We start from the raw sequence: 21,831 nt of genomic DNA, 5'->3' as shown, positions 1-21,831 counted from the left end.
TGCCCCTTCGCTATGTTCCACTCGACATTCACATCAGTTATTTTATACTTAAAGTAATCCCTGATACCGCTGGAGCCCGCCATGACCGAGGCCTACATTTGCGACTATATCCGCACCCCGATCGGGCGCTTCGGTGGCAGCCTGTCGCAGGTCCGCACCGATGATCTTGCCGCCATCCCGCTGCGCGCCCTGATCGCCCGCAATCCGGGCGTCGATTGGGCTGCCGTCGATGATGTGGTGATGGGCTGCGCCAACCAAGCGGGCGAGGACAACCGCAACGTCGCCCGCATGGCCAGCCTTCTCGCCGGTCTGCCGCAAACCGTCAGCGGCACCACCATCAACCGCCTCTGTGGCTCTGGCATGGACGCCATCCTGCTCGCCGCCCGCCAGATTAAAGCGGGTGAGGCCGATCTGATCATCGCAGGTGGAGTCGAGTCGATGTCGCGCGCGCCCTTCGTGATGCCGAAAGCCGAAACCGCCTTCTCCCGCGCCGCTGAAATCTTCGACACAACGATTGGCTGGCGCTTCATCAATCCGGTGATGCAGGCGCAATACGGCACAGATTCCATGCCTGAAACCGCCGAGAACGTCGCCGAGGATTGCAACATTTCGCGCGCTGACCAAGACGCCTTCGCTTTGCGCTCTCAGGCCAAAGCCAGCGCCGCACAGGCCAATGGCCGCCTGGGCCGCGAAATCACCCCGGTCAGCATCCCGCAGCGCAAGGGTGATCCCGTGCTGATCACCCAAGACGAACACCCCCGCGCCACCACGCTGGAAGCCCTCGGCAAACTCGGCACGTTGTTCCGCAAAGGTGGCAGCGTCACCGCAGGCAACGCCAGCGGCGTCAATGATGGAGCCACCGCCCTGATCATCGCCACTGCCGCTGCCGCGCATAAACACGGGCTGACGCCCATCGCCCGCATCTTGGGCGGCGCAACCGCAGGAGTCTCCCCCCGCATCATGGGGCTTGGCCCGATCCCGGCCAGCCAGAAACTGATGGCCCGCCTGAACCTTACGCCATCCGACTTTGCGGTGATTGAGCTGAATGAGGCCTTCGCCAGCCAAGGTCTTGCCACCCTGCGCGCGCTTGGCATTGCCGACGACGACCCCCGCGTCAATCCCAATGGCGGGGCTATCGCGCTGGGGCATCCTTTGGGCATGACAGGCGCACGCATCACCGGGACGGCGGCTTTGCAACTGCAACCCGGTCAGCGCGGTTTGGCGACCATGTGCATCGGTGTGGGCCAAGGCATCGCTATTGCGATTGAGCGGGACTGACTTTTGACTCTGAGCTGATGATGACGCTGAATCGTCTTCCCCGCTGGGAACGACTTGTGGAAACTGGCAATTTTTGCACAGGTTGCCACAATATGTTGTGGCAACCTGCTGATTTCAAGAAAATCACTTCTTCCAGAACCAGCGCCGGCCTTCCCGCAAAGACCGATTAGACCGGCTGACCAGCATCAGCAGCGATGGCGTCACGATCAGGGTCAGGATCGTCGCAAACGCCAACCCGTAGACAATCGCCGACGACAGCGAGATCCACCATTGGGTTGACGGCGCGCCAATCGTCGTCTCGTGGCTGAGCAGTTCAAGGTTCAGCCCGAAGGCAATCGGGAACACCCCGAAAATCGCCGTCAGTGCGGTCAGCACCACCGGACGGGCGCGTTCGCGACAGGTTTCCAGCACCGCCTCGATCTTGTCCATGCCGTCGTCGCGCAACTGGTCATAGGTCGCGATCAACACGATGTTGTTGTTCACCACCACGCCTGCCAGCGCGATCACCCCGATCCCCGTCATCACCACGCCAAATGGCTGCCCCATGATCATCAGCCCCAAGAACACCCCTATGGTTGACATCAAAACCGCCGACAACACCAAACCCACCGAGATGAACTTGTTGAACTGCGCCAGCAGCACCACAAAAATCAGGAAGATCGCAGCGCCAAACGCCTTGGCCAAGAACGCCCCAGCCTCGGCCTGTTCCTGATCTTCCCCGGCCATGATCCAGCGCATCCCGGCCTTGGTATAGCCGTCTTCGGCAAAGGTTTTCTCGACCATCGCCTGCACCTCGCCGCGCACCAGATCGGGCTGCACGCCAGCCGCCGCCGCAATACCGGCCTGCACCGTGATCGTGCGCGCGCCACCCAGCCGGGTCAGCGTGCCGGTGGTTGCCGCCGCAGAGCGTGTCACGAAGTTGGAGATCGGCACAGGACCATCGGGCGTCTCAATCCGCAACTGATCCAGCGCGGAAATCGTCCGCTGTTCGGGCGGCAAGCGCAGCACGATATCCACCGGGTCATCCGACCCTGCCGGGCGATATTCCGACAGCTTCAGCCCGGATGTCACCATTTGCACCACAGCCCCGACAGCCGCAGGTGAAGCGCCATAACGCGCGGCCTCGCCGCGATCAACCTGCAATTCCCAATCCACGCCCGGCAAAGGCAGACCGTTCGACACGTCAATCACATTCGGGATCGCCGCTAGTTTCAGCGCAATCGCCCGGGCCGCATCGTTCAGCCCTGCCGGATCATCGGCAGACAGTTGCAACTGAACGGCCTTGCCTGTGGGCGGGCCAGCGGCGGGCACCGAGACTTCGATATCCACCCCCGGAATACCCTGCATCGCCACGCGCAGATCGGCCAGAATGTCATTGGCGGGCTTGCGCTCGCGCCAATCGACAAATTCGTATTGAATGGTGCCAATGGTATCAGCGGGGGCTTCACCGCCGCCTTGCGCAGTGCCGCCCACCCGCGTGTAAACCGTCTTCACACCCGGCCAGCCCAGCATCCGAGACTCGGCCTGCCGCACCAACACGTCCTTTTCGTCAATCGACAGGTTGCCGCGCGCCTTGACATACAAAAGGCCATAATCAGGCTCGACATTCGGGAAGAACTCTACGCCGTTGCCGAACTTGGTATAGCTGTAGGGCACCGCAACCAGCGTGCTGACCGCCAGAAACAGCACGATAAACGGATGCCGAATGGCTTTGCCGACCACCCACATGTACGCGCCATCCTTATGCACAGGCGGATGCGCGAACGGCTTGGCGATGATCGCGCCCAAAGTCGGCACAAAGATCAGCGCATAAAGCATCGACGCCGACAAAGTCGCAATCAGCGTGATAGGCATGTATTTCATGAACTCGCCGACCACCCCCGGCCAGAACAGCAAGGGCGAGAACGCCGCAATCCGCGTCAGGGTCGAGGCGATCACCGGCCCCGCCATTTTATGGCTGGCCTCGGCAAACGCATCGCGCTTGTCCATGCCCTCGCCCATCCGGCGCTCGGCATATTCCACCACGATGATGGCATCATCCACCAGCATCCCCACCGCGAGGATCAGGCTGAACAGCACCACAAGGTTCACCGTCAGCCCGGCCATTTGCAGCCCCAAAATCCCCATCAGGAACGATGAAGGAATAGCCAGCCCGATCAAAATCGAAGACCGCACCGACAGCGCATACAGGATCACGATGAACACCAAGACCACCGCCGTCAGCACCGAGTTTTGCAAATCGCTCAGCATTTGCCGGATGGTCGTGGATTTATCTTGGCTAAACGACACCACCACCCCCGGCGGCATCTGCTTTTGCAACGCGGCAGTCACGGCTTTCACCTTGTCCACCGTATCAATCAGGTTCGAGCCGATGCGTTTAGACACCTCAATCGCCACGGCGGATTTGCCATCCAGCCGGGTGATGGTTTCAGGGTCTTTCAGCGCAGGCCGGATTTCTGCCAGATCGCTGACCCGCACAATCGCATTGCCCTCGGCCACCACCGGCAGCCCGGCCAAATCCTGCACCGTCTCAATCAGCGATGGCACTTTGATCGCATAGCGACCCTCAGCGCCCTCCAACGAGCCCGCCGCGATCAAGCGGTTGTTGGCGTTGAACCCGGCGATCATCGTATCGGGCCGCAAGCCGTAGGACGACAGCTTGGCCGGATCAATCACGATCTCAACCACATCCTCGCGCACGCCCCGCAAGGCGGCATCCAGAACGCCCGGAACATCCTCAATCCGATCCCGCAATGCCCGCGCCGTGGCGTTCAAGGTGCGCTCGGGCACATCGCCCGACAAGGTGACGACCAGCACCGGGAATTCCGACAGGTTGACCTCGTTCACCGTCGGCTCATCGACTTCCGCTGGCAGATCGGGGCGGGCATCATCGACGCCGTCCTTCACATCCGACTTCGCCTTGGCCAAATTCGCCCCGGCCTGAAACTCCAGCAACACGTTGCCGCCACCTTGATAGGCGGTGGCAGTCATTTTCTTGATGCCTTGGATAGATTTCAGCGCGGTTTCCATCGGCCGCAGCAACAGCCGCTCGGCATCCTCGGGCGAAATGCCGTCCAAGGTCATCGAGACATAGATGATCGGAATCTGAACATCCGGCTCGGCTTCCTTCGGAATGGTGTAATAGGCCATCCCACCCGAAAAAATCAGGAAGATCAGCACCGAAAGCGTCAGCCGCGCGTTGCGGATTGCAAGCTCTACCAGCTTCATTTCAGCGCCTCTTCTGCTTGCGCCGGGGTCAGTTCCGACACCGTCACCACATCGCCGTCCGACACCAGATCCTGCCCCGCCACGATCACGCGCAGGTCCGTCGGAACCCCGGTCACCACCATGCCTGCTTCGCCATCATCAATCACCGTCACCGGCGCAAACGCCGCCTTGTTGTCCGGCCCCACCACCCGCAACCCGATCACGCCATCTTCGTTGATCGTTATGATGGATCGAGGCACCACCACCGCAGGCACCGCTGCCGTGTACAACCGCACCTCTGCCGTCATGCCCGCAGGGATCGCATGATCGGCGTTCGGCAAAGCCACCTCAACCCCAAAGGTCCGCGTCTTTTCCGAGGCTTGGCGCATCACATGCCGCACCACCCCCTCCATCTCAACGCCGTCCACCAGCCGCACCTTGGCTTTTGATCCGATCGCCACAAACGCCACATCGCGCTCGCTGACTTCGGCTTTCACCACGATCGGGTCCAGCGCCAGAATGGTGGCAATCGCCGCCCCGGTCTGCACCCATTCGCCCAATTCGACATCCACCGTATCAACCGTGCCCGCAAACGGCGCTTTCAGCAGCAGCCGATCCTGCGCCGCATTGGCCTGCGACAACCCGGCCTCTGCCGCCGCCTTCGCAGCCCTGCGGGTGATCAACTCCAACTCGGGCAGGCTGCCCTTATCATACAGGGCCTGCCCCACCCGCAACGTTTCCGTCGCCTGCTCCAAAGCCGCCTGCGCCGTATCGACCCCGGCGATGACTTCCGAGCCTTCCAACTCCACCACCAAGGCGTCCGCCGCAATCTCACCGCCCTGCGCGACGCCCAGTTTATGCACGATGCCAGAGGCTCGCGCCGCCAGCACCGCCTGCTTATCTGCCTCGGTCGCCCCCGAAATCCGGATCTCGCGCGCGTAGTCGATAAACATCGGTGCCACCGCCGCCACCGTGCGCTGCGCTGCCGCCGCTTCGGTTCCCGCCGCCACAGCAGCCTCGGTCGCCGCCGTTTCCGCAGTCTCCGCAGCCTCGTCCTTTTTCAACTCCTCGCTGCCCACAGCCGAGAATTCCCCGGTGGCCACCCAAGCGGCGGCGGCGACAAACACCACAATCGCAGTGACGCGGTGGGCGGTAAAAAATGACATGAGTGCAACCCTGACTGATTCCGAAAACCCGCAGCAACGCGCAGGCTTCTACTTTATCTGTTTCTATCCCCAAGAGTTTATGTCTTTGCCGCAAAGGTCAATGCAGCGCATCGCTTTGATCGCGCTATTTGAACGGCGCAGTTCGATTTAACCGCTCAATCGGCCTTGGGTTGATCCAAATCTGCCAGCGCAACCAGCATCTCAACCAGTTGCGCCATGCGCGTGGGGCCATAGTCTGCCTCCAACTGTCGATAGATCGCCGTCGAATCCGGCGCCACCAGCCCCAATAGCGCGCGCCCCTCGGGTGCAATCGACAGCATCACCCGCCGCCCATCGCTGGCATCGCGTGACCTTTGGATCAACCCGCGCTCGGTCATCGCCTTGATCATCCGGGTCAATGACGGCGCCAGGATATTCGCCCGCACCGCCACTTCGGTCGCATCCAAGGCCTCAACGTCGCCCAAAACCCGTATCACCCGCCATTGCTGCTCATTGATATCATGCGCCGCCAGCATCGGGCGAAACCGCGTCATCACCGCCTCGCGCGCCCGCAACAGCGCCATCGGCAAAGCATGGCGTGTGTCGCGCGGCGGGGGGGTATCCTGGCTCATCCGCCAACTATCGCCATTGTGCCGATTGGCGCAAGTCGCCAAAGCTAAGGTTCATCCGCCCCTGTCCACCGCCGCCATCCGTGCTATGAATCCCTCAAACGCTGACAGCCCCAGCCGCAAGGACCAGCCATGCCCGCGCCGAAAAACCACCTGAAAGCCGCGTTGGCGGCAAAGCTGCCGCAATTTGGCATCTGGCTGAACCTCGCCAGCCCCTATTCCGCCGAACTTCTGTCGGGCTGCGGTTTTGATTGGCTGCTGATTGATGGCGAGCACGGTCCGAACTCGATCCCCACCATGCTGGCGCAGGCGCAAACCATTGGCACCCGCACCAGCACCGTCGTGCGAATCCCGGTGGGTGAAGTGCATCTGGTCAAACAAGTGCTCGACCTCGGCATCCAGACCGTGATGGTGCCGATGATCGAAAGCGTCGCCCATGCACAGCAAATGGTGCAGGCCATGAAATACCCACCCGAAGGCGTGCGTGGCTTGGGGGCTGCGGTGGCACGGGCTGCCGATTTTGGCCGTATTAGTGACTATCTGGCGACCGCCAACGCAGAAACCTGCCTGATCCTGCAAGTGGAAAGCCGCGCGGGTCTGGCTGCCTTGCCCGAGATTCTGAGCCTTCCTGGTATCGACTGCATTTTCATCGGCCCGTCTGATCTGGCCGCCGATATGGGCTTCCCCGGCAACACCGCCGCCCCCGAAGTGCAAACCGCCATCGACACGGCGATGCGTCAGATCGTCGCCAGCGGCAAAGCGGCAGGGATTTTGACCTTTGATTTGAAACTCGCCAAGCATTACCGCGAGATGGGCGTGACCTTCCTCGGTATCGGTGGCGATATTCCCCTGCTGCTGAACGCCGCCAACGTTTTGGCCGCCGCTGCACGCGAATAGGCTCTAACCCGCCTGATTGCGTGCCCGAAACGCTGCCAGCTCTGCTGCGGTTGGGGCCTTGCCGGTGAAGATCAGCACATAATCCGGGATATTGTGCAGCCTGAACTCCAACGATTCCTGGGTCCGCATCGAGATATAGCCCACCTGTGTCAGATACACCGTCTGCGCCCGTACCCGCGCCTCATGCTGCGGGTAGGAAAACGTCTCAAACATGGCGGTTAGAGCCTGAACACGCATCAGATCCGCTGCCTGCAACACCTCGGCCAAAGCGCTGTCCGTCAGCGCCCAAGTGCGGATCGCAAACTCCATCCGGCTGTCAAACAGTCCGGGCGTGATCCAGCAATCGTTGACGTTCAGCATGGCTTCCGCAATCGTCAGGGCAGGGGCCTTGGTGCGGGCGATCAGATTTGCGGTGTTCCGGCTTTGCCAGCGCGCGATCAGCCCGGCCAAAAGCGCCTCACGGTCAGCAAAATGCCAATAGAAACTGGTGCGCGACAGCCCCAGCTTTGCGGCCAAAGGCATCACCTTCACCGCTTCAACACCGCCTTCAACCAGCAGCGCATAGGCCGCGTCCAGCCAGATTTCCGGCGTGCCGCGCCAGCCACGTTCTGATGTTTGCCCCGTATCCATCGCACCAACCTAAAGCCGCAGCCGCCGTATATCAACCTCAAGACAGAAAACTTGACACATATGTCGATTCCTGTTTTCCTGCGCAAAACCCCAGCCGTAACACCCCAGCCCTCTGCGAGGCCCGAATGTCCACCGATCCGCTGCTGCAACCCTACCAGCTTAAGCACCTGACCCTGCGCAACCGCATCATGACCACCAGCCATGAACCGGCCTACCCGGAAGACGGCATGCCGAAGGATCGCTACCGGCTTTACCATCTGGAACGCGCCAAAGCGGGTGTTGCGCTGACGATGACCGCAGGCTCGGCGGCGGTGTCGAAAGACAGCCCGCCGGTGTTCAACAACATCCTCGCCTACAAAGACGAGGTGGTGAAATGGATGAAGCAACTGACCGATGATTGCCACGAGGCTGGGGCTGCCGTGATGATCCAGCTTACTCATCTGGGCCGCCGCACCCGCTGGGACAAAGGCGATTGGCTGCCGGTCGTGGGCGCAAGTTCCGCCCGCGAACCCAGCCACCGTGCCTTCCCGAAGGTGATCGAAGATTGGGACATTGAACGCATCATCCAGGACTACGCCGACGCCGCCGAGCGGATGAAAGAAGCCGGCCTCGATGGCGTTGAATTCGAATGTTACGGCCATCTGATGGACCAATTCATGTCGCCGTTCACCAACTCCCTTGCCGCGCCCTATGGCGGCAGCCTGGAGAACCGCGCCCGGTTTGCGATGGATGTGCTGACGGCTTGCCGTAAACGTGTGGGGGAAAACTTCCTGCTCGGCGTCCGCTACACCGCGGATGAGGTCGAACAGGGCGGCATTTCCGCCGATGAAGGCATCGCCATCGGTAAAATGTTCCGCGACTCCGGTCTGGTCGATTTCCTGAATATCATCAAAGGCCGCATCTTCACCGATGCCGCGATGACCGATGTGATCCCGATTCACGGTATGAAATCCGCGCCGCATCTGGATTTCGCAGGCCGTATCCGCGCCGAAGTCGGCCTGCCCACTTTCCACGCCGCCCGCATTCCCGATGTCGCCACCGCCCGCCATGCCATCGCCTCGGGCCAGCTGGATATGGTCGGCATGACCCGCGCCCATATGGCCGATCCGCATTTCGTACAAAAGATCGTCGAGGGCCGCGAGGATGACATTCGCCCCTGCGTCGGTGCCACCTATTGCCTTGACCGGATTTACCAAGGCGGCATGGCTTTGTGCATCCACAACCCGTCCACTGGCCGCGAAGAAACCCAACCGCACGCCATCAAACCCGCCGCTACCAAGCGGCAGGTGGTGGTGGTCGGCGCAGGCCCCGCAGGTCTGGAAGCCGCCCGCGTCGCAGCCGAACGCGGCCATAAAGTCACTGTGTTTGAAGCCGCCCCGCAACCCGGCGGCCAAGTCCGCCTGACCGCGCAAACCAAACGTCGCGCCGAGATGATCGGCATCATCGACTGGCGCATGGCGCAATGCGCGGCGTTGGGGGTCGAGTTCCGCTTCAACACCTGGGCTGAAGCCGTTGAGATTCTGGCCGAAAACCCCGATGTGGTGATCATCGCCACGGGGGGGATGCCCGAGAAAGATATTCTAAAATTCGGCAATGATCTGACCGTTTCAGCGTGGGATATCCTGTCAGGCGATGTGAAACCGGGCAGCAATGTGCTTCTCTACGACGATGCGGGCGACCACACCGCCCTGCAAGCCGCCCAAACCCTTGCTGAATCCGGTGCGAAGGTGGAAATCATGACCCCCGACCGCACCTTCGCGCCGGACGTTATGGCGATGAACCTTGTGCCCTATATGCGCGCGCTGCAAGACAAACCCGTCACCTTTACCGTGACGTATCGCCTGACCGGGGTGGAGAAAGACGGCAACCAGATCAAAGCCACGGTGGATTCCGACTACATGACTTTGGGCAAAACTGCGCATTACGATCAAATCGTGGTGAACCACGGCACCCAGCCGTTGGCTGACATCTACTTTGATCTCAAACCGAAATCCGTCAATTTGGGTGCGGTTGATTACGAGGCTTTCATCGCAGGCCAACCGCAAACTCATGGTGGCGGTCCGGCAGGTTTTCAACTGTTCCGTATCGGAGACGCGGTAGAGGCCCGCAACATCCACGCCGCGATCTATGACGCCTTGCGGTTGGTGCGGGAAATCTAATCCAACAACCGATGCGCTTCCATCGGCGCGACGGCCTCAGGCCAGACGGTAGCAGCGGCTTTGCTTGTCGTACCCGACAATGCGTTGCCCCTGCGCCATCCGCTCTTGCAACGCCATCCGCAACTGCATCCTCAGGGCCGAGGCCGCCGCCATATCCTGTGCCAACAATGCGTCGAGATCTTGCGGCAAGGCCAGCGGCAACACTTCACCCGCAACCGTCAAACCCGTCTTACCCAAAGCCCGCGCCGCGACCGCCTCGGTATCAAGCGCCCAATCCACCAACACCCGATCCGAGGCGATGCCGCGATTGATCCCCTCCATCGCACCATAATAATCCACCAGATAGCGGCCCGATTGCGCGCCCAGATGGTGAATGTTCAGTGCGGCGTTGATAGGACGCAGCGGATCATAGGTCCACTGCACCGTGCTTATCCCCCGCGCCAAGCACCAGTCACGCTGATAGAATTTCAGCCTTGCGCCCAGCCCCAGCCCGCGCGCTTCCGGCAGCACCGCCAGCCGATGCGAGTGCTGCACCGCAGGGTCGCATGAGGGCAGGCCAAAGACATAGCCCATCAGCACATCGCCCGCAAAAGCCCCGCCAACCAGCCCGCCCAAGCCCTGCACCACCATCATCAGATCGGCAGGGTCAGGCTGATCCCCAGCGCCCCAAACGCTGCGCTGCAAATCCTCGGCGGCGCGAAACTCGGCCATGCCCGACAGGTCGTGGAACGTAATCTCGCTCATGCGGCAAAACTTTCATGGCTCAGAGTCGCGGTCTTCAGATAGTCCAGATCAAGGCTCACCCCAATCCCAGCCCCCTGCGGCACCGGCATCCGCCCCGCCGTGGTTTCCAGCTTTTGCTCGATAATATCCCGCGTGAAGTAACGGCTGGCAGATGAGGTATCGCCCGGTTTGGTAAAGTTCGGCAGTGTGGACAGATGAATATTATGCGCCCGGCCTACGCCTGATTCCAGCATCCCGCCGCACCAGACTGGCACCGCAAACGCCTCGCACAGATCATGGATGCGCAAAGCGTTGGCATAGCCGCCAACGCGGCCAACCTTGATATTGATCACCCGCGCCGCATCCATTTGCAGTGCCTTGCGGGTATGCTCGACGGTGCGGATACATTCATCCAGACAGATCGGCGTGCGCAGCCGGGTTTGCAGCGTGGCATGGTCGTGAATATCATCCCACGCCAGCGGTTGCTCGATATAATCCAGATCGAAATCATCCATCCGCTGCAACAGCGCCGTGTCGGCCAAAGTATAGCAGGAATTGGCATCCACCGTCAGATGCGCCCCCGGAAACTCCGCCCGCGCCGCCCGCAACAAGGCCAGATCATGCCCCGGTTTCACCTTCAGCTTGATGCGTTTGTAACCCTGCTCCAGATGGCTGGCGATCCGCTGCATCGTGGTCGCAATCGGTCCGATCCCCAATGAGACCCCGACATCAATCGCATCGCCCGCCCCGCCCAGCACGCTTTGCAGTGGCAGGTTTAGCGATTTCGCCCACAGATCCCAGAACGCCATTTCCACCGTGGCCTTCGCCATATGATTGGCCCGCCACGGCAGCAGCTTGCGCGCCAATTCCTGTGGATGCGCAAAGCTTTGCCCGATCAGCTGCGGCAGCAACACATCGCGCAGCAGGCCCATCGCCCCCGCCACGGTTTCCTCCAGATAATCCGGCAGCGGGTCCATCACGCCTTCAGCGTAGCCTTCAATCCCACCCGATTTCAGCACCAGCAGCGGGAAGATTTTCTCGGTCATCGTGCCAGTGGCAATGGTGAACGGCGTCACCAGCGGCAGGCGCACCAGCCGCAGATGGGCGGCGTCAATGCGCAACGGCGCGCGGGTCTGGGTCATGGCTGGTCTCCTGTCAGCGGTGCGGGTCACGCTAGATTTATTTCAGTTTACTTGCAAGCTTGACCGAATGACAGAATCCTGACAGTCTTTCCTGACACCCAAAAGGAACCCCGGATTTGCCGCAAGACGACCCGCCCTTTTCGCAAGACCCCACCGCCGCTTCGGGCGATCTGCGGCAGCGCCTGACACTTGCCAACACCGAGGGCACCCCGTCAGACCGTGCGATTGCCGGGTTTCTGCTGGCCAATCTGCAATCGCTGCCATTTGAAACCGCCGCTTCGGTGGCCGCTAAAGTCGGCGTGTCCGAGGCCACTGTGGGCCGCTTCTGCCGCACCTTGGGCTACCGCCATCTGAAAGACCTCAAAGGCAGTCTTCAACTTGATCTGGGCGATACCGTCTGGCTGATCGGCGACCGGTTGCAAGATTTCCACCGCCGCAGCCAAAGTGGCAATGCCGAGCTTTCCCGTGCGCTGGAACGTGAGATGGCCGCCTTAGTAGCCGTCTATGAAATGGCCGCCAGCGCCGCCTTTGATGCCACCGTCAATCGCCTGTCGCACCGCCGCTCTGTCTGGGTGGCGGGCTTTCAGACCGAACGCGGTCGCGCCGCCGAACTCGCCCACAACCTGCAATACCTGCGCGCGGGTGTGCAGCTCTGCGATGTTGCCGCTGGCCACTTTGCCGAGGTTTTGCTGGACGATCCTACAGAGACCACCCTCGTTCTGATCGACGCCCGCCGCTATTCCCGCCTGACCCGCGATCTGGCTTTGGCTGCGCGCGACGCAAACATCCCGGTGACGCTGATCACCGATCCCTATTGCTCGTGGGCGCATGACACCGTCACCGAAGTCTTCGCCGTGCCCACCGATCTCAATCATTTCTGGGACGCCACTTCGGCGATGTCATCACTGGTCGGCCTGATGATCAACGGGGTTTTCCGCGAACTCGGCGCGACAGTTGAGGCCCGCATGGCCCGTGTTTCGGCTCTACACGGCAGTTTTATCGGCCATATCGGCTCGGCTCGTGGCCCCAGCAAGCCCACCACATAACAAACAAAAAAACCAACAAAGGAGGATCTGTCCATGACCCTAAGCATCCGCAAAACGCTTCTCTCCGCCAGCGTCAGCCTGTTCGCGCTGTTCGCCGCCCAAGCCGCCGTCGCCCAAGAAGCCGTGTTCGTGCTGAACACCAGCGAGGTCGGCGCGCCCACCTACAACCCGATCAAAGCCAACAACCTGAACAAGGCCACCACGCTGATCTTCGACCGCATGGTCAGCCAGGCCGCCGATCTGTCGTTCCACCCATGGCTGGCTGAATCATGGGAAGAAGCCCCTGATGGCATGTCCTGGACCTTCCACCTGAAACTGGGTGTGAAATTCCACAACGGCGAACTCTTCAACGCCGCCACCATCGGCCCGTGGCTGGAAGCCTTCAAAGGCAGCGAAAACGCCTATATGACCGAAGCCATCGCAAAGGTCGAAGTGGTCGATGATCTGACCGTCAAATTCGTCATGGCGCGGCCCGAGCCGAACATGCTCTATAACCTGTCCTCCAGTTTCATGTCGGTGATCGAGCCGAAATCCTACGCCGCTTTGGGTGACAATTACGGCGTGACCGAGGTTTACGGCACCGGTCCGTTCAGGCTGGAAAGCTTCACCGTCGGCCAAGAAACCGTGCTGGTGCGCAATGACGACTACACTTGGGGCTCGCCCTTGGCGAAAAACACCGGCCCTGCCCATATCGCCAAAATCACCTTCCGCGAAATCGCCGAAGATTCCACCGCGTTTCTGGAGCTGAAAACCGGCGGCGTCGATATGCTGCTGGGCGTGCCCGCTGACCTTTTGTCAGAGGTCAAAAAAGAGCTTAACCTTGCCGTTATGACGCTTCCGGGCCAAGACGTATATTACATGCCGATCAATGTCACCAAAGCCCCCTTCAATGACATCAAGGTGCGTGAAGCTGTCGCCAAAGCGATCAACCAAGAAGAAATCCTCGCCTCGGTGTTCGGCGGCGTAGGCTCCATCGCCGACACCTTCCTGATCTCCGCCCTGCCAGAAGGCCATGTCGCGGACAGCGCCAAAATCCATTACGACCCCGCCCGCGCCAATGCCTTGCTCGATGAGGCTGGCTGGGTGATGGGTGAGGGTGGCGTCCGCGCCAAAGACGGTGTGCCGCTGAAAGTCAGCCTGTGGACCCAAAGCGACAGCATCTTCCGCCGCCTGACCGAAGTGGTTCAGGCGCAGTTGAAAGCGGTTGGGGTCGAGGCCGAAATCACCACCTTCGACAGTTCGATGATCCGCGATCAATACAAGACCGGCACCCAGCAACTCGCCGTGCGTTCTTATGACTGGGACAATGCCGATATCGTCGATTGGTTCTTTGGTGCAGACCGTCTGGGCTATCCGAACATCTCGATGTTCAATGATCCCAAAGCCGAAGAATTGCGCAAAGCTGCCATGACAGGCTCGAAAAACATGGCAGAGCGGGTCGCCAACTTCACAGCCTACCATGAATACGTGCTGACCCAGTTCCCGATGGCGCCGATCTATCAACCCGTCGAAAGCGTCGCCTATAACGCCGACCGTCTGGTGATGCCCGCCACCCTGAACGCGCCCGTCGTAGGCTCGGTTGCGGTGATGGATATGGAAGTAAAGGAATAACGGCGCAGGGCAGGGGGCACGGCCATGTATACCTATCTGATCCGTCGGATCGTGATGCTTGTGCCGATGTTCCTTGCCGTGTCCTTGGTGATATTCCTGATCCTGCATTTCATCCCCGGCGATCCAGTGGATAACCTGCTGAAAGTCGGATCGTCCCCCACCGCGCGCGCCGAGATGGAGGCCCGCTATGGCCTTGATCAGCCCCTGCCCGTGCAATATGGCATCTGGCTGTCGAAAGTGATGCAGGGCGATCTTGGCACCGCCATCGTCGCCCGCCGCCCGGTGTCAGATCTGATCCTGCAAGCCCTGCCACATTCGCTGCGGCTGGGCGGGCTGGCATTGCTGTTTTCGTCGGTGGTCGGCATCGGTTTCGGTGTTTTGGCCGCGCTAAATCGAGACAAATGGCCGGATAGAGCCATAATGGGCGGCGTCCTCCTAGGCTCCACCATGCCAAGCTTCTGGCTTGGTCTGATCCTGATGCTGATCTTTTCGGTCTGGCTGGGCTGGTTTCCGGTATCCGGTGCGCGCAGTGCCAGCGCCTTGGTTTTGCCCGTTCTGACCATTGGCCTAGGCGCCACCGCCCTCGTCGCCCGTATTACCCGCGTCGCGATGATCGAAGCCTCTGGCCGTGATTTCGTCACCCTTCTCCACGCTAAGGGATTGTCGCCTTTGCGCATCCAACTCCGCCATGTCCTGCGCCATGCTTTGATCCCGGTGGTGACGATTCTGGCACTAAGAATCGGCTGGATTCTCGGCGGTGCGGTCACGGTAGAGGTGGTCTTCGCCCGTCCCGGTCTTGGCACCCTGCTGATCAAATCGCTCAGCCAACACGATTACCCCGTGGTGCAAGCTTGCCTGTTGATGCTGGCGATGGCCGTCATGCTTGGCACTCTGCTGGGTGACATCCTGCAAGCCGCGATGGACCCCCGCGTGCGGGCGGCTCTCGCATGACCCTGCCCGCCCAAATCCGCGCCCTCCGCCGCCCCGCAGGCGCCCCGGCTGGCCTTTGGCTGATCCTTGTTATTCTCGCCGCCATCGCCGCCCCGCTGCTGACCCCCTATGCCTATGATACCCAAGCACTTAAATCCGCGTATCAATCGCCCTCCGCCAGCCACTGGCTTGGCACCGACGAATTTGGCCGCGACCTGCTCACCCGCCTGATCTACGGCGCGCGCACCTCGCTGTCGGTCAGCAGCATCGCCATCACTATCTCAGTCCTGTGTGGCATGACCTTGGGTGCCGCCGCCGCATGGTTCGGCGGCTGGTTCGACCGCGCCGTCACCACCGTGGTGGACCTGACATGGAGCTTCCCCGAAATCCTGATCGCGCTGATCCTCGTGGCGATCATCGGCTCCGGCACCACTGGCACCATGGTCGCCATATCCGTCGCCTATCTCGCGCAATTCACCCGCCTGACCCGCGCCCAGATCATGACCCTAAAGGGCGAAACCTTCATCGAAGCCGCTGCCAGCCTGGGTGCTGGCAACGCCCACATCCTGTTCCGCCACCTGCTGCCCAACGCCCTCGCCCCGGTGCTGGTCAGCGCCATGCTCGCCACCGGAGACGCCATCATCCTGGAAGCCACCCTCGGCTTCTTCGGCCTTGGCGCACAACCCCCGGTGCCATCTTGGGGCGGCATGATGTCGGCAGGCTCGGCTCTGGTGTTCAAAGCGCCATGGATCATCATCTTTCCCGGCCTCGCCGTCGCCATAACCGTCGTCGCCATCAACCTCTACGGCGATGCGCTGATCGCCGAACTCGACATCCGCGCCCGGATGCGGAGGGCGGTATGAGCGCGCTGTTGGAGCTGCAAAACGTCAGCGTTGCCATCGGCTCGGCGCAACTGCTGGATGGTGTGAGTCTGCGGTTGGAACGAGGCCAAACCCTTGGCCTTGTCGGCGAATCCGGCTCTGGAAAATCCCTCACCGCCATGGCCGCGATGGGTCTGCTGCCGCTGATTGGCGGCCATGTTAGTGCCGGTTCGGTGCGGTTTGATGGCCAAGACCTTGCCACCCTTACCGACCCCCAACGCCGCGCCCTCAGGGGCCGCCGCATCGGCTTTGTCACTCAAAACCCGATGACCGCCCTCGACCCCGTGCAGCGGATCGGCGCGCAGATCGACGTGGTTTCCCGTCTGCACCTCGGCCTGACCAAACCAGCCGCCCGCGCCCGTACGCTCGATCTGCTGACCCAACTCCGCATCCCTGAGGCGCAGGCGGTGGCCGAGGCTTGGCCGCATCAGCTTTCCGGCGGCATGAAGCAACGCATCGTCATCGCCATGGCGCTCGCAGGCGATCCCGAACTGATGATCGCTGATGAGCCGACCACGGCGCTAGACGTCACTGTGCAGGCCCAAATCATCCAAATCCTCGCGGGCTTGGTGCGTGAAAAGAGCGTCGCCCTGCTGTTGATCACGCATGACATGGGCGTCGTGGCGCAAATCTGCGACCGGGTGGCGGTGCTCTATGCGGGCCGTCTGGCGGAAGAAGGCGCCGTCGCCCCGATCTTCGCCGCCCCCCAGCACCCCTATACCAAAGCCCTGATCACCTGCATCCCGCAGGAAGGCATGGCGCGCGGCACCCTGCGCGGCATCCCCGGCGCAGTCCCCTCCGCCCGCCAATACCCCACAGGCTGCCGCTTCCACCCCCGTTGCGTCAAAGCCACCGCCGCATGTGCCAAGCAAACCCCACCCCTGATAACCCGAGGCGATGGCCAAGCCGCCTGCCTGCACCTGCCAGAGTCCGCGTTATGACCGCCCCGATGATCCAGATCGAATCCCTCACCAAACGCTTCCAAACCGGCGGCAGCTTCCTCAAGCGCCCCCGCGCCATGCTGGCCGTCCGCGATGTCTCGCTGACCATTGCCAAAGGCGAGGTCGTCGGCGTCGTCGGCGAAAGCGGTTGCGGCAAATCCACCCTCGCAAGGCTGGTTTTACGCTTGTTAGAGCCTAGTTCTGGCTGCGTCACCCTAGACGGCACCAACCTCACCAGCCTTGGCCCCAGCGCCTTACGCGCCGCGCGCAAGCGCATGGCGATGGTGTTCCAAGACCCCTATTCCTCGCTCGACCCGCGCTTTTCCGTCGCCGATGTGCTGACCGAACCCTTCACCGTGCAGCGCCGCCCGCTGCCCCCCGGCCAGATCGCCGAGATGCTAGACGCGGTCGGCCTGCCCACCCACATGGCCACCAGCCACCCGCACCAACTTTCCGGCGGCCAGCGTCAACGCGTCGGCATCGCCCGCGCCCTTGCCCTGCGCCCGGAATTTGTGGTGCTGGATGAACCCACGGCCTCACTGGATGTCTCTATTCAGGCCCAAATCATTGATCTGCTGGCGGGCCTGCGCGATCAGATGGGCCTGACCTACCTGTTCATCAGCCACGACCTTGGCCTTGTGCGCTACTTCTGTGACCGCATCGTGGTGATGTATCTGGGTGCCGTGGTCGAAATCTTGCCCACCGCCGATGCTAAACCACGCCACCCCTACACCCGCGCCCTGATCGACAGCGGTTTCGCCCCCGATCCAGCCCGCCGCCGCGCCATAGCGCCGCTCAGCGGTGAAATCCCCAGCCCGTTCGATCTGCCACCCGGCTGCGCCTTTGCCGGGCGCTGCCCGCAGGCCACAGACCGCTGCCGCGCTGAGCGCCCCACGCTGGATGCCACAAATCACCCGACCGCCTGCTTCCACCCGCTTTGAAAGCCCGCCCATGCCCTTCCACATCCTGACCGCCGCCTTCGTCCACGAAAGCAACACCTTCAAACGCGGCGAAACCACGCTGCAAGATTTCCGCAACGATGTGCTGGACAAGGGCCAAACCGCCATCGACCGCTTCGGCGACGTCAACGAAGAACTCGCCGGATTCCTTGACATTGGCAGCAAGGCAGGCTGGCAGATCACCCACATAGTCTCCGCCCATGCCACCCCCGGCGCGCGCGTGTCCCGCGAGGCGTTCGAGCATATCGCGGGCCTGATCTGCGACGGCGCGCGGCAGCATCGCGCCAGCCTCGATGGTATCCTGCTCAGCCTGCACGGCTCGATGGTGCCGACGTTCTGCGAGGATGGCGAGGGCGAACTCCTCCACCGCCTGCGCACCATTGTCGGCCCGGCTATGCCCATCGCCGTCACGCTGGATCTGCACGCGATGGTGACGCCCGCAATGGTCGCGCAGGCGCAGATCATGGTCAGCTACAAGACCTATCCCCATATCGACATGCGCGAAACCGGCCGCCACGCCGCCCGCCTGCTGGATGCGATGCTGCGCGGTAACACAAACCCCATTACGCTACGCGCCCATCGCCCGATGCTTGATGAAGCCAACGCGGGCCGCAGCGACGTGCCGCAAACCGCCGCCCTCTACACCCGCGCCACACAGTGCGAATCCGAACCCGGCATCCTTGCCGTCTCGATCAACGCGGGCTTCGCCGAAGCCGATATTCTGGAAGCAGGCCCGACCGTTCTGGTCAGCTACGACCAAAACATCCCCACCGCCGCCGCCCGCGCCCAAGCGATTGCCGAGGCCCTGGCCGACACAATCTGGGCGCAACGCGAGTCGGTGTCGAACGATTTCCTGACCCCCGCCGCCGCAGCCCTGCAAGCCCGCGATTTCGATGCCAGCAAAGGCCCGTTGATCATCGCCGACTACGCCGACAATCCAGGTGCAGGCGCTTACGGCGACGCCACCGCGCTGTTGCAAGCCCTGCTTGACGCTGGTGCAACTGGCGGAGCCTTCGCCCCAATGATCGACGCCCAAGCTGCAAACATCCTGCACCGTCACAAAATCGGCGATCAAGTCACCCTCGCGCTGGGCGGCAAACAAGACCCCAGCTTTGGCGGTGGCCCGCTGAATGTGACAGGCGAGATCATCCACCTGTCGGATGGCAGCTACACCGGCAACGGCCCCATCCTTGGCGGCATCACCCACAGCTTCGGCCCCACCGTCGTTTTGCGTGTGCAAGGCATTGATATTCTGGTCGTCACGCAACCCGGCCAGATGCTCGACTTGATGCAGGTCCGCACCTTTGGCATAGAACCCAGCACACTGCGCTTTCTGGTCGTCAAATCCATGCAGCACTTCCGCGCCGCGTTTGAGCCGATTGCGGGCAAAGTCATCGTCTGCGACACAGGAGCCCTCGCTACCCCGCAAGCCCACCTCCGCCCCTACACCCGCGTCCGCCGCCCGGTCTGGCCGCTGGATCGCACCGGATTTGGTGTCACATAATAGGCGCTAAACCTCCCATATCTACGCCTTTTAACCGAGGGCGTCCTCAAAAAACCGCACGATCCGCGCCGCGATCACATCGCAATCCACAGGCACGTCCAAACTTGCCTTCGCCCGCGCAGCCACATCCGCAGGTAGCTTCCCCGCATATTCCGCCACCAGTGCCGCCATGAACCCCTGCGTCATCTCAGGATGATACTGCGTGGTCAGCACCCCGCGCCCCATAGCAAAACTTCCCACCGCACATTCCGCATTGCCGCCCAACACCACCGCCCCCTTCGGCACTACCAAAACTTGCTCTCTATGCGCCGCATAGAGCCGTATTTTCTCCCCCTCCATCTCCGTATCCACCGCGCCAAACACCCAACCGCCGGGATTGTCCCCGACCACCCCGCCCAACGCCATAGCAATCGCCTGATGCCCAAAGCACGCGCCAAACAGCGGCTCGCCCCGCGCCACAATCTCACGGATAAGCCCAAACAACCGCCCCACCCAAGCCGCAGAATCATGGACCGAGGCCGGGCTTCCGGTGATGATCCAACCATCAAACTGCTGCCTCTCCGCCGGAAACTCTGCGTCCTTCACCGAAAACGCACTGACCTGCCAATCGGGTCGCAACCCCTGCAACAGCGCCGCAAATTTCGCGCTATCCTTCGGATGTGCTTGCGCAAAGGCACTCTCGTCGGTGTTCGCCACCAGCACCGCAATATGCATGATCTTTCTCTTTACATATTTATGAACATGTATAGTATATTTATAAATCAGCCCCACGGCAAGCGAGGAAATATGACGCTTTGGACTCCCACCGATGATGGCCATGCCGATCTGTCCAGCCATGCCGCCTTCGCGCAGGGTGCCCCGCTGAACACCTTTGCCCGCCTGCGCCGCGACGATCCGATGCATTGGACCGCCTATGCCCAAGGCGAAAACTATTGGAGCGTCACGCGCCATGCCGACATTCTGGAACTCAACCGCCAGACCGACCTGTTGTCCTCCGCCCGTGGCATCCGCATCGAGGATCAGTCCTATGAGGAATATCTCGCCCGCCGCACCTTTCAGGAAACTGACGGCGCCGAACATATGGCCACCCGCATCCGCGTCGCCAAAGCCTTCTCGCGCCCGGTGATTGCGCAGTTTGAACAAGTGATCCGCGATATTTGTGTCGATATTCTCGACACTATCCTGCCGAAACTCACCTTTGATGCCACGACCGAGATCGCCCGCCAACTGCCGATGCGGATGCTTGGCCGGATCATGGGCACGCCCGACGCCGATCTGCCGTGGCTGGTCGCCAAAGGCGATGCTCTGATCGCCAACACCGATCCCGATTTCACCAGCCACGTCCTCGACAAGATGACCACCGACGAATTTCGCATGATGCCGTTCAACTCCCCCGCCGGAGCCGAGCTGTTCGTCTATGCCAAAGACCTGATGGCCCGCAAAGCCGCTTCGGGCGACCGCTCGGGTATCCTGCCCTTGATCATGCAGCCCGCCGCCGATGGCACCGTGATGCCCGAACACGAATTCCGTAATTTCTTCTGCCTCTTGGTCGCGGCGGGCAATGACACCACCCGCTATTCCATCGCAGCGGGCCTGCAAGCCCTCGCCCACCAGCCCGAACTTCTTGGTCTTCTGCAAACCGATACGGTCTGGGACACCGCCCCCGATGAAATCATCCGCTGGGCCACCCCGGCAATCTACTTCCGCCGCACCGCCACCCGCGATTTTGACTACTACGGCAAGCAGATCAAGGCCGGGCAAAAGGTGGTCTACTGGTGGCTCTCCGGCAACCGAGATGAGAGCGCCTTCGACACCCCGATGCGCGTCAACTTTGCGCGCCAGAACAATCGCCACATGGCCTTCGGTCAAGGCGGCCCGCATGTCTGCCTTGGCATGTGGCTGGCCCGTCTAGAGGTGCGCGTGCTTTTCGAAGAACTTGCCAAACGCATCCGCAAGATCGAACCTGCGGGTGATCACAAATACCTGCGTTCCAACTTCGTCGGCGGTCTGAAATCTTTGCCCGTCACCGTGGCTCTGTTGCACAAATCAGCCTGAGGTCGAGTTTTCCCTTCCGCTGGACAGAGTCATCCCACACGTTGAGTTTGCGGCGTTCCAAGTGCCGTAAATCGGTTCAGGATCGCCGCCCTGA

Annotated in this window: 18 protein-coding genes; 11 read left to right on the top strand and 7 right to left on the bottom strand. The window is 61.6% G+C overall.

What is annotated here, in order from left to right; genetic code table 11:
• Positions 1-81 precede the first annotated feature (81 nt).
• Positions 82-1,278 (top strand): 3-oxoadipyl-CoA thiolase, encoded by a 1,197-nt coding sequence (pcaF, locus tag ACP7AP_RS16885; RefSeq protein ID WP_426035886.1) that lies wholly within the window; start codon positions 82-84, stop codon positions 1,276-1,278.
• A gap of 123 nt (positions 1,279-1,401) precedes the next feature.
• On the opposite strand, the gene ACP7AP_RS16880 is transcribed toward pcaF, so the two are convergent.
• The 3 genes from ACP7AP_RS16880 to hpaR form a co-directional block, all read right to left on the bottom strand.
• Complete coding sequence (locus ACP7AP_RS16880) at positions 1,402-4,506, bottom strand: efflux RND transporter permease subunit (protein ID WP_426035884.1); 3,105 nt, start codon at positions 4,504-4,506, stop codon at positions 1,402-1,404.
• Positions 4,503-5,651 (bottom strand): efflux RND transporter periplasmic adaptor subunit, encoded by a 1,149-nt coding sequence (locus ACP7AP_RS16875; RefSeq protein ID WP_426035882.1) that lies wholly within the window; start codon positions 5,649-5,651, stop codon positions 4,503-4,505. The genes ACP7AP_RS16880 and ACP7AP_RS16875 overlap by 4 nt, the downstream gene beginning before the upstream one ends.
• Positions 5,652-5,806: 155 nt before the next feature.
• Entirely contained in the window at positions 5,807-6,262 is a 456-nt protein-coding gene (hpaR, locus tag ACP7AP_RS16870; protein WP_426035880.1) for a homoprotocatechuate degradation operon regulator HpaR, read from the bottom strand.
• Between the two features lie 129 nt (positions 6,263-6,391).
• On the opposite strand from hpaR, the gene ACP7AP_RS16865 reads away from it, so the two are divergent.
• Positions 6,392-7,156, top strand: coding sequence for an HpcH/HpaI aldolase family protein (locus ACP7AP_RS16865; RefSeq protein WP_426035878.1), 765 nt, complete (start codon positions 6,392-6,394; stop codon positions 7,154-7,156).
• 3 nt (positions 7,157-7,159) lie between these two features.
• Here ACP7AP_RS16865 and ACP7AP_RS16860 read toward each other — a convergent pair whose 3' ends face one another.
• Complete coding sequence (locus tag ACP7AP_RS16860) at positions 7,160-7,786, bottom strand: TetR/AcrR family transcriptional regulator (RefSeq protein WP_426035876.1); 627 nt, start codon at positions 7,784-7,786, stop codon at positions 7,160-7,162.
• 125 nt (positions 7,787-7,911) lie between these two features.
• Here ACP7AP_RS16860 and ACP7AP_RS16855 point away from each other — a divergent pair, with 125 nt between their 5' ends.
• Positions 7,912-9,945, top strand: a complete 2,034-nt coding sequence (locus ACP7AP_RS16855; RefSeq protein ID WP_426035874.1) for an FAD-dependent oxidoreductase — start codon at positions 7,912-7,914, stop codon at positions 9,943-9,945.
• A gap of 36 nt (positions 9,946-9,981) precedes the next feature.
• On the opposite strand, the gene ACP7AP_RS16850 is transcribed toward ACP7AP_RS16855, so the two are convergent.
• Both ACP7AP_RS16850 and menC read right to left on the bottom strand, forming a co-directional pair.
• A complete protein-coding gene (locus ACP7AP_RS16850; RefSeq protein ID WP_426035872.1) occupies positions 9,982-10,689 on the bottom strand; it encodes a GNAT family N-acetyltransferase in 708 nt (235 codons plus the stop codon).
• Positions 10,686-11,810 carry an o-succinylbenzoate synthase gene (gene menC / locus ACP7AP_RS16845; protein ID WP_426035870.1) on the bottom strand — a complete coding sequence of 375 codons (1,125 nt, stop codon included), beginning with the start codon at positions 11,808-11,810 and terminating at the stop codon, positions 10,686-10,688. The genes ACP7AP_RS16850 and menC overlap by 4 nt, the downstream gene beginning before the upstream one ends.
• Before the next feature lie 116 nt (positions 11,811-11,926).
• Here menC and ACP7AP_RS16840 point away from each other — a divergent pair, with 116 nt between their 5' ends.
• The 7 genes from ACP7AP_RS16840 to ACP7AP_RS16810 are packed head-to-tail and all read left to right on the top strand — an operon-like array spanning position 11,927 to position 19,682.
• Complete coding sequence (locus ACP7AP_RS16840; RefSeq protein WP_426035868.1) at positions 11,927-12,856, top strand: MurR/RpiR family transcriptional regulator; 930 nt, start codon at positions 11,927-11,929, stop codon at positions 12,854-12,856.
• A 33-nt stretch (positions 12,857-12,889) separates the two neighbouring features.
• Positions 12,890-14,467 (top strand): ABC transporter substrate-binding protein, encoded by a 1,578-nt coding sequence (locus tag ACP7AP_RS16835; RefSeq protein ID WP_426035866.1) that lies wholly within the window; start codon positions 12,890-12,892, stop codon positions 14,465-14,467.
• A 24-nt stretch (positions 14,468-14,491) separates the two neighbouring features.
• A complete protein-coding gene (locus ACP7AP_RS16830) occupies positions 14,492-15,418 on the top strand; it encodes an ABC transporter permease (protein WP_426035864.1) in 927 nt (308 codons plus the stop codon).
• Complete coding sequence (locus tag ACP7AP_RS16825) at positions 15,415-16,260, top strand: ABC transporter permease (RefSeq protein WP_426035862.1); 846 nt, start codon at positions 15,415-15,417, stop codon at positions 16,258-16,260. Before ACP7AP_RS16830 ends, ACP7AP_RS16825 begins: the two co-directional genes overlap by 4 nt.
• Positions 16,257-17,219, top strand: coding sequence for an ABC transporter ATP-binding protein (locus ACP7AP_RS16820; protein WP_426035860.1), 963 nt, complete (start codon positions 16,257-16,259; stop codon positions 17,217-17,219). The genes ACP7AP_RS16825 and ACP7AP_RS16820 overlap by 4 nt, the downstream gene beginning before the upstream one ends.
• Positions 17,216-18,160, top strand: coding sequence for an ABC transporter ATP-binding protein (locus tag ACP7AP_RS16815; protein ID WP_426035858.1), 945 nt, complete (start codon positions 17,216-17,218; stop codon positions 18,158-18,160). The genes ACP7AP_RS16820 and ACP7AP_RS16815 overlap by 4 nt, the downstream gene beginning before the upstream one ends.
• Positions 18,161-18,170: 10 nt before the next feature.
• Positions 18,171-19,682 carry a M81 family metallopeptidase gene (locus ACP7AP_RS16810; RefSeq protein ID WP_426035856.1) on the top strand — a complete coding sequence of 504 codons (1,512 nt, stop codon included), beginning with the start codon at positions 18,171-18,173 and terminating at the stop codon, positions 19,680-19,682.
• 30 nt (positions 19,683-19,712) lie between these two features.
• On the opposite strand, the gene ACP7AP_RS16805 is transcribed toward ACP7AP_RS16810, so the two are convergent.
• On the bottom strand, positions 19,713-20,396 hold the full coding sequence (locus ACP7AP_RS16805) for a type 1 glutamine amidotransferase (protein ID WP_426035854.1): 684 nt from the start codon (positions 20,394-20,396) through the stop codon (positions 19,713-19,715).
• 72 nt (positions 20,397-20,468) lie between these two features.
• On the opposite strand from ACP7AP_RS16805, the gene ACP7AP_RS16800 reads away from it, so the two are divergent.
• Positions 20,469-21,737, top strand: coding sequence for a cytochrome P450 (locus ACP7AP_RS16800; protein WP_426035852.1), 1,269 nt, complete (start codon positions 20,469-20,471; stop codon positions 21,735-21,737).
• The last annotated feature ends 94 nt before the right edge of the window (positions 21,738-21,831 follow it).

The sequence above is a fragment of the Cypionkella sp. TWP1-2-1b2 genome (assembly GCF_049896245.1).
Lineage (GTDB): Bacteria > Pseudomonadota > Alphaproteobacteria > Rhodobacterales > Rhodobacteraceae > Cypionkella.
This window is presented reverse-complemented; position numbering and strand designations above follow the sequence as displayed.

Excerpts from the sequence above, each read along its gene's own strand:
- pcaF (WP_426035886.1), top strand. The coding sequence starts at position 82 with ATGACCGAGGCCTACATTTGCGACTATATCCGCACCCCGATCGGGCGC.
- ACP7AP_RS16855 (WP_426035874.1), top strand. The coding sequence starts at position 7,912 with ATGTCCACCGATCCGCTGCTGCAACCCTACCAGCTTAAGCACCTGACC.
- ACP7AP_RS16815 (WP_426035858.1), top strand. The coding sequence starts at position 17,216 with ATGACCGCCCCGATGATCCAGATCGAATCCCTCACCAAACGCTTCCAA.
- ACP7AP_RS16860 (WP_426035876.1), bottom strand. The coding sequence starts at position 7,786 with ATGGATACGGGGCAAACATCAGAACGTGGCTGGCGCGGCACGCCGGAA.
- ACP7AP_RS16880 (WP_426035884.1), bottom strand. The coding sequence starts at position 4,506 with ATGAAGCTGGTAGAGCTTGCAATCCGCAACGCGCGGCTGACGCTTTCG.
- ACP7AP_RS16805 (WP_426035854.1), bottom strand. The coding sequence starts at position 20,396 with ATGCATATTGCGGTGCTGGTGGCGAACACCGACGAGAGTGCCTTTGCG.
- ACP7AP_RS16820 (WP_426035860.1), top strand. The coding sequence starts at position 16,257 with ATGAGCGCGCTGTTGGAGCTGCAAAACGTCAGCGTTGCCATCGGCTCG.
- menC (WP_426035870.1), bottom strand. The coding sequence starts at position 11,810 with ATGACCCAGACCCGCGCGCCGTTGCGCATTGACGCCGCCCATCTGCGG.
- ACP7AP_RS16810 (WP_426035856.1), top strand. The coding sequence starts at position 18,171 with ATGCCCTTCCACATCCTGACCGCCGCCTTCGTCCACGAAAGCAACACC.
- ACP7AP_RS16830 (WP_426035864.1), top strand. The coding sequence starts at position 14,492 with ATGTATACCTATCTGATCCGTCGGATCGTGATGCTTGTGCCGATGTTC.
- hpaR (WP_426035880.1), bottom strand. The coding sequence starts at position 6,262 with ATGAGCCAGGATACCCCCCCGCCGCGCGACACACGCCATGCTTTGCCG.
- ACP7AP_RS16850 (WP_426035872.1), bottom strand. The coding sequence starts at position 10,689 with ATGAGCGAGATTACGTTCCACGACCTGTCGGGCATGGCCGAGTTTCGC.
- ACP7AP_RS16865 (WP_426035878.1), top strand. The coding sequence starts at position 6,392 with ATGCCCGCGCCGAAAAACCACCTGAAAGCCGCGTTGGCGGCAAAGCTG.
- ACP7AP_RS16835 (WP_426035866.1), top strand. The coding sequence starts at position 12,890 with ATGACCCTAAGCATCCGCAAAACGCTTCTCTCCGCCAGCGTCAGCCTG.
- ACP7AP_RS16800 (WP_426035852.1), top strand. The coding sequence starts at position 20,469 with ATGACGCTTTGGACTCCCACCGATGATGGCCATGCCGATCTGTCCAGC.
- ACP7AP_RS16825 (WP_426035862.1), top strand. The coding sequence starts at position 15,415 with ATGACCCTGCCCGCCCAAATCCGCGCCCTCCGCCGCCCCGCAGGCGCC.
- ACP7AP_RS16875 (WP_426035882.1), bottom strand. The coding sequence starts at position 5,651 with ATGTCATTTTTTACCGCCCACCGCGTCACTGCGATTGTGGTGTTTGTC.